A 7356-nucleotide genomic window follows, 5' to 3' on the forward strand; every position below is an offset into this window, starting at 1 on the left:
AGCCGTCGTAAGCCTTGAGCCAGTCTTGCCGCAGCACGATCGGATCGGCGGGAATGGCGCGCACCTGTTCGATGAAGCGAGCAAGGTGGAACGCCATCTGCGGGTCGGTCGGGCGATAATCGACATCGGCAGGGGCGATGGCCTGTGCCTGCCCGAGCTTGTCCACCTCGACCACCCAGGGCGTGATCGTGCCGCGCGCCGATTGCCAAACGAGACCGCCTGCCAGCCCTCCCGAAAGCGCGAGGCAACCGAAGAAGGCGAGCCGCCAGTTTTTCGCCTGCACCCGGGCTGAACCGATGCGGTCGTCCCAGACCTGGGCGGCGCGTTGATAGGGCGTAACGGGCTCGGGACTGGTCCCGTAGCGGATAGAGGGGCGTCGAAACATGTCGGATCCTTTTCGGAAGTTTCAGCTTTTGTCGGAGATGTCGGGGCCAGAGCCGCCGCCATGGCTGTCGCCGCCCTTGAGGGTATGCGAGGCCATGTTGGCACCCTGCGTCATCGCCTGACGCCGCTTCATCGCGGTGGCCCATGCAGGAGGGCCATCGGCGGCGCCGGTCGCTGCCGCATTGGCGGGCGTTCCCGCCTTGCCAGCGGCATAGTTCGCTTTGAGGCTGTCCGCGGCCCGGCGAAGTGGTGAAGCTGCGCTGCTTGCGGCTGATTTTGCGACATTGGCGAGACCCGAAGCAGCCGCAGCCCGTCCGGTTTTGCCAGCGGCTCCGGCTGCATAGGCACCCGATGCGCCGCCTGCCGCGCGAGCACCGCCCGTGGCCGCGCCCGCCATGGCCGAGCCGGCGGCACCTGCGGCGAGCTTGGCACCTGCGATGCCGCCCGCAATCGTCGCGCCGGCAGCGATCGCAGTGCCTGCCGCCGCCCCTGCGCCAAGCTGCGGTCCGCCCGACACAATGCCGTTGGCGATGCTGGGACCAAAGATACCAAGACCGAGCAAAGTCAGCGCTGCGAGCGCAATCGCCATGACCTGTTGGATGTCGGGTTCGACCCCGAGTCCGGCATTGCTGAACTGCGTGAAGAGGGTCGTGCCAATGCCGGTGATGACGGCAAGCACGAGCACTTTGATGCCGGAGGAAATGATGTGGCCAAGGACGCGCTCGGCCATGAAGGCGGTGCGCCCGAAAAAGGCGAACGGTAGCAGCACAAAGCCGGCGAGCGTCACCAGTTTGAACTCGATGATGGTGACGAAGACCTGGATCGCCAGCACGAAGAAGGCGATGACAACGATCAGCCAGGAGATCAGCAAGATCAGGATCTGCACGAAATTGGTGAACAGACCCACCGGCCCGACAAGATCGGCGGTGGCGTCGAGCAGCGGTTGTCCGGCATCAAGACCGGTTGCGGCCACAACGCCGGGGCGCATGAAATCGCCGATGGCCATGCCGCTGCCACTGGCCTGCAGGCCAAGCCCGGCAAAGCTCTGGAGCATGATGCCAGCGAGGTTCGAGAAGTTGCCAATGATGAAGGCGAAAGTGCCGATGTAGAGCGTCTTCTTGATCAGGCGTTGCAGCACATCCTCATCGGTGCCCCAGGCCCAGAACAAGGCTGCTATGGTCACGTCGATGACAATGAGGGTGGTCGACAGGAAGCCGACCTCGCCGCCGAGCAAGCCGAAGCCGCTGTCGATATATTGGGTGAAGACCGTCAGAAACTGGTCGATGACGCCGGTATCATTCATGGCTGCCGGTCCCTTCCATGGAAAAATCGGCGGCGCTCAGCTTCCCAGACCGCATCGCATCCCGACTCCGGCATGGTGATCGTACTGCAGCGCTTGAGTTCTGCGGCGTGAGGGTTCGGAGATCCTGTCTCGTCCGCGACATAGGTCGTTGTGTCGTGCCGAGCCGGCGGCCGCGTTGCCGAAACAACCGCGACCGCGATCAGCAATCCGCCAAAAGCGGCGGCTGCCGCCAGCTTGACCGACCGGCTCATGTCAGTTCCGGGTCCGGAAGCGGCGGAAACGCTCGCGGCCCTCGGCCTCGGTCGCGGCATTGCGCGCGGCCTCGATCGACTGCGCGCGGCCCTGCGCCGCAATGGCGGCGGTCAGATCGGCCAGTTGCTGGGTTTGCAAAGCCAGTAGCTGATTGCCGGCCTGTGCCGCCTGCAGAGCCCCGGTCGCTGACTGGCTGGCGCCGACCAGTGTCGTGATCGAGCTGCGGGTCGCACCCAGATTGCCGACGATCCCGGCCTGCACCTTCATGGCGTCTTCGAAGGCGCCGACGCTGTCCTGCCATCGCGCATTGGCGTTAGCGACCATCTGGGCCTGCCCGCCGGTCAGTGCCGCCCCCTTGTAACGGCCGTTGAACACCTGCTGCACGTCGGTCACGTCATAGGCGATGCGCTGGGCCTGGTTCAGCAACTGGCGGGTCTGATCGACCTGTTGCTGAAGCGTCTGGATCGTCGAGACCGGCAGACTGGCAAGATTGCGGGCTTCGTTGATGAGGCTGGTCGCCTGGTTCTGGATCTGCTGGATCTGGTTGTTGATCTGCTGCAGCGTCCGGGCGGCGGTCAGCACGTTCTGCGCATAATTGCTGGGGTCATAGACGATCCCGCCAAACTGGGCCTGCGCTGGCGCGGCGATCATGGTGCCGGAAACCAGCGAAGTGGTGATCGCCGTCGCCATGAGAGCGCGGCGGAGGACGGGTATTTTCATGGGTGGTTTTCCTTGTCCGTAAGTGCGGGCGGCGGGGGAGGAAGCAGCTCGGCCGCCCATGCGAGGCTGCGGTTCTGGAGCCAGGCCGCTGCAAAGCCTTCGCGGCCATGGGCGGCGACAAGCTCGGCGATGCGGACCTGATCGGTTTTGGAAGAGGCGGCGCTGAAGGCGAGTGCGACATCGCCGAGTCCCAGCTCGAACAACCGGTTGCCGCGCCGCGATTGACAATAATAATCGCGTTTCGGGGTGGCCCGGCTCAGGATTTCGATCTGGCGATCATTGAGGCCGAACCGCTCATAGACCCGTGCGATCTGCGGTTCGGCGGCGCGCTCGTTAGGCAGAAAGATGCGCGTCGGGCAGCTTTCGATGATGGCAGGCGCGATGGCCGACGTCTCGATGTCGGCAAGGCTCTGGGTCGCGAAGATGACGCTCGCATTCTTCTTGCGCAGCGTCTTCAGCCATTCGCGCAGCTGGGCGGCGAAGGCCGGGCTGTCGAGCACGAGCCAGCCTTCATCGATGATGATCATGGTCGGCGAGCCGTCGAGCCGCCCCTCGATCCGGTGGAACAGATAGGCGAGCACAGCAGCGGCCGATGACGCGCCGATTAGACCTTCGGTTTCGAAAGCCTGCACAGACGCCTCACCCAGACGTTCCTGTTCAGCATCGAGCAGCCGTCCCCACGGACCGCCGATGAGATACGGGGCGAGTGCCTGCTTCAATTCCTGGGACTGAAGGAGGACCGCGAGACCGGTGAGTGTGCGTTCGGCAGGCGGTGCGGACGCAAGCGATGTCAGGGCCGACCAGAGATGCTCTTTGGCGGCAGGGTCAATCACCATGCCTTCGCCGGCCAGCATCGCCGCCAGCCATTCGGCGGCCCAGGCGCGTTCGCCGGCGTTGTCGATCCTTGAAAGCGGCTGCAGGGCGACGGCATCGCTGTCGCCTTCCTCGGCATGCAGCGCGCCTCCGAGATCCTGCCAGTCGCCGCCCATGCCGAGCGCAGCAGCGCGGATCGATCCACCAAAATCGAAAGCGAAGATCTGGCTGCCTTTGTAGCGCCGGAACTGCAGCGCCATCAGCGCCAGCAGCACGGATTTGCCTGCCCCTGTCGGGCCGATGATCAGACTGTGGCCGACATCGCCGACATGAAGGGAAAGGCGGAACGGGGTCGAGCCTTCGGTCTTGCCGTAAAGCAAGGGGGCGTCACCGAAATGCTCGTCCCGTTCCGCTCCCGCCCATACCGCTGACAGGGGGATCAGGTGGGCGAGATTGAGTGTGGAAATGGGCGGCTGCCGGACATTGGCGTAGACATGGCCGGGGAGCGATCCGAGCCATGCCTCGAGCGCATTCATACCTTCGACTGTGCAGGTGAAGTCGCGGCCCTGAATGACCTTTTCGACCAGCCTCAGCTTCTCCGCCGCCAGCGCCGGGTCGCGGTCCCAGACCGTGACCGTCGCAGTGACATAAGCAATGCCGGCATGATCCGCGCCGAGTTCCTGCAGCGCCATGTCGGCATCAGCCGCCTTGTTCGAGGCGTCCGAATCCATCAGCACCGACTGCTCGTTGGTCATCACCTCCTTGAGGATGGCAGCAACCGATTTGCGCTTGGCGAACCATTGCCGCCGAATCTTCGAGAGCAACTTGGTGGCGTCGGTCTTGTCGAGCATGATTGCCCGCGTCGACCAGCGGTAAGGGAAGGCTTGCCGGTTGAGCTCATCAAGCAGCCCGGGAAAGGTCGCCGTCGGAAAGCCGGTGATGGTGAGCGTGCGCAAATGATGGGCGCCGAGCATGGGTTCGAGACCGCCGGTCAGCGGCTCATCGGCCAGCAGCGCGTCGAGATAGACCGGCGTTTCGGGCACGCGAACGCGCTGCGTCCTGGTCGATACCGTGCTGTGGAGATAGGTCAGCGTGGCAGCGTCATCGAGCCACGCGGCCTCGGGCATAAATCCCTCAACCAGATGCAGCACGCGGTCGGTACGATCGGCGAAAGATTTGACGAGTTCCTTGGGATCGACCCCGGTCGACGCCTTGCCTTCGTAGAGCCAGCCTTCGGCGCGCGCCGCTTCCTCGGGCGGCGGCATCCACAGGAGCGTCAGATAATAGCCGCTTTCGAAATGCGCGCCTTCCTCACGAAACTGTTCGCGGCGTTCCCTGTCGACCAGCGCCGATACGGCATCGGGAAAGCGGGATTGCGGATAGGCTTGCGCCGCGGTGCGCTGCGCTTCGACGAAAACCGCCCATCCCGAGCCCAACCGCCGCAGGGCATTGTTGAGCCGGGAGGTGACGGCCACAAGTTCAGCGGGCGTGGCACTGTCGAGATCTGGACCGCGAAAGCGCGCCGTGCGCTGGAACGATCCGTCCTTGTTGAGCACCACGCCCGGCCCCACCAGTGCGACCCAGGGGAGGAAGTCTGCGAGACTGGCGGATTTGGTCCGATATTCCTGAAGCGACATCATGGCCGCACCCAGGTCGGATATTTGAGATGGCGGCGCGCGACATCGACAAACTGCGGATCGCGGCGTGCAGCCCACACCGAAAGCACATGGCCGATTGCCCAGATGGCAAGGCCAGCGAGCCAGAGCCGCAAGCCGAGGCCAATCGCGCCCGCCAGCGTGCCATTGACGATGGCGAGTGCACGCGGCGCACCGCCGAGCAGGATCGGCTCGGCCAGTGCGCGGTGGACCGGGGCATAGAAGCCGGGGATCTCGTCTGCCGATGTCATCAGATCAGCGCTCCGCCGCCGAAGCTGAAGAAGCTCAGGAAGAAGCTCGATGCGGCAAAGGCGATGGAGAGGCCGAACACGATCTGGATCAGCCGGCGAAAGCCCCCCGACGTGTCCCCAAAGGCAAGGCTGAGGCCGGTGACGATGATGATGATCACCGCCACGATCTTGGCGACCGGCCCCTCGATGCTTTCGAGGATCGACTGCAGCGGGGCTTCCCACGGCATCGACGAACCACCGGCATGCGCCGGGGTGGCAGTGGTCACCATCACGAAAGCAGCAGTCGCAGCGAGCGCAGCGCGATTGGTGCCGCGCCGGAGGGCATGGATCATAGAGAGTCTCCTTGGGTTTGGGTGGCGGGAATCAGGCGATAGTCGCCGGTGACGGGGTCGAGCCCGTCGACGCGGGCCAGTTCGGCGAGACGCCGCCCGGTGCCGTCACGCACCAGCACGGCAATTAGGTTGATGGTCTCGGCAATCAGCGCGCGCGGAACGGTGACGACCGCTTCCTGGATCAGCTGCTCCATCCGCCGCAGGGCACCGATCGCACTGCCAGCATGGATCGTCCCGATCCCGCCAGGGTGGCCGGTGCCCCAGGCCTTGAGGAGGTCAAGCGCCTCGGCGCCGCGGACTTCGCCAATCGGAATCCGGTCAGGGCGAAGGCGAAGGCTGGAACGGACCAGATCAGAGAGCGAGGCAACGCCATCCTTGGTCCGCATCGCCACAAGGTTTGGCGCGCGGCATTGCAGCTCGCGGGTATCTTCGATCAGAACGACCCGGTCGGTGGTCTTGGCGACCTCGGCGAGCAGGGCGTTCGTGAGCGTCGTTTTGCCGGTGCCAGTGCCCCCAGCGACAAGGATGTTCAGCCGCTCTGCAACGCCCGAACGAAGCCTGTCGGCTTCAACTGCGCACATGATTCCTGCGCTGACATAGTCATCGAGCAAAAACACCGCGACGGCGGGCTTGCGGATGGCAAAGGTGGGAGCAGCCACCACCGGTGGCAAAAGGCCTTCGAACCGTTCCCCGCTTTCCGGCAGCTCCGCTGACACGCGCGGTGCATCGCCGTGAACTTCGGCACCCACATGATGGGCAACCAATCGGATGATGCGCTCACCATCGGCTGCGGTCAGGCGTTCACCGCTGTCAGACAGTCCCATGCCCAACCGGTCGACCCAGAGGCGTCCATCAGGATTGAGCATGATCTCGATGACCTGCGCGTCAGCCAGCCAGGTCGCGATCGATACGCCCATCGCCGTCCGCAGCATGCGTGCGCCGCGTGAACGTGCTTCAATTCGGACTGGCTCAGCGCCCATCGGATACCCCGCTTCAGGAGCGGGACAGGATCGTCCGGCTCAACGGGGACGAGTAAGAGACGCAGAAAAGGGTCTAGTTCAACAAGGATTTAGCGCCGTAGCAGTAGGGGATAGAAAAACAGGGAGGGGCGTAGTTCGAAGCGCTTGGATTATGGCTTTTGCGCCGACGACGTCACTATGTTCAAGCTGCAGCCTCCGCCCAGAATACCCCGTTCCGATGCCACTGCAGAGAGAAAAGCTTATGCAATGACCCGCCAATCCCGGATTAGAATGCTGGCCTGCGGCTCTGCGCCCCATTGTGGTGTCAGTTCGAGGATCGGCCACACTTTGCTTCGGCACGGACTGCAAAATCAGTGACAACGTCGATTACGTCCAGAAGACGGACATAAATGTACTCCAAGAACAGCCGCATTTCGGTGAGTTCGAGATTCTTGGAAGTCGTATAAAAGCTCGTCGGAGTGGCGTGGAGCAGGCGCGAGGTATACCGGTATATGTAGTTATACTCGGGTTCCATGCCGACGGCCTTCGCGGAATCGAACCAATTCCACTTTGAAACGCCGCCAGCCTCGTCAATAAGCGACTGACTAAAATACTCGACGAAGGCCAAGCGCACCTGACGCTTAACCTCGAGATCCGCCTCTGCTGCTACCACCGCCCTCTTCCGGC

At 63.7% G+C, this 7356-nt stretch carries 9 protein-coding genes; all 9 read right to left on the bottom strand.

All coding sequences use genetic code 11. The features are described from left to right. Positions 1-385: conjugal transfer protein TrbF (gene trbF / locus SX1_RS21360; protein WP_019054733.1), on the bottom strand; the 385-nt coding region annotated here is incomplete at its 3' end. A gap of 21 nt (positions 386-406) precedes the next feature. Beyond that, entirely contained in the window at positions 407-1687 is a 1281-nt protein-coding gene (gene trbL / locus SX1_RS21365; protein ID WP_019054734.1) for a P-type conjugative transfer protein TrbL, read from the bottom strand. Then, the gene (gene trbK-alt / locus SX1_RS21370; protein ID WP_019054735.1) at positions 1684-1938 is read right to left on the bottom strand and encodes a putative entry exclusion protein TrbK-alt; all 255 of its coding nucleotides are present in this window, start codon (positions 1936-1938) and stop codon (positions 1684-1686) included. Before trbK-alt ends, trbL begins: the two co-directional genes overlap by 4 nt. Position 1939: 1 nt before the next feature. Beyond that, entirely contained in the window at positions 1940-2659 is a 720-nt protein-coding gene (gene trbJ / locus SX1_RS21375) for a P-type conjugative transfer protein TrbJ (RefSeq protein ID WP_026150033.1), read from the bottom strand. After that, on the bottom strand, positions 2656-5112 hold the full coding sequence (gene trbE / locus SX1_RS21380; RefSeq protein ID WP_019054737.1) for a conjugal transfer protein TrbE: 2457 nt from the start codon (positions 5110-5112) through the stop codon (positions 2656-2658). Before trbE ends, trbJ begins: the two co-directional genes overlap by 4 nt. Then, positions 5109-5378, bottom strand: a complete 270-nt coding sequence (locus tag SX1_RS21385) for a VirB3 family type IV secretion system protein (protein WP_019054738.1) — start codon at positions 5376-5378, stop codon at positions 5109-5111. The genes trbE and SX1_RS21385 overlap by 4 nt, the downstream gene beginning before the upstream one ends. Further along, a complete protein-coding gene (locus tag SX1_RS21390; RefSeq protein ID WP_019054739.1) occupies positions 5378-5710 on the bottom strand; it encodes a TrbC/VirB2 family type IV secretion system protein in 333 nt (110 codons plus the stop codon). Before SX1_RS21390 ends, SX1_RS21385 begins: the two co-directional genes overlap by 1 nt. Then, positions 5707-6642 (bottom strand): P-type conjugative transfer ATPase TrbB, encoded by a 936-nt coding sequence (gene trbB, locus SX1_RS21395; protein ID WP_019054740.1) that lies wholly within the window; start codon positions 6640-6642, stop codon positions 5707-5709. Before trbB ends, SX1_RS21390 begins: the two co-directional genes overlap by 4 nt. Positions 6643-6994: 352 nt before the next feature. Then, positions 6995-7356 (bottom strand): hypothetical protein (locus tag SX1_RS21400; protein WP_026150035.1); only part of this gene is annotated, 362 nt, incomplete at its 5' end.

The sequence above is a fragment of the Sphingobium xenophagum NBRC 107872 genome (assembly GCF_000367345.1).
GTDB lineage: Bacteria > Pseudomonadota > Alphaproteobacteria > Sphingomonadales > Sphingomonadaceae > Sphingobium > Sphingobium xenophagum.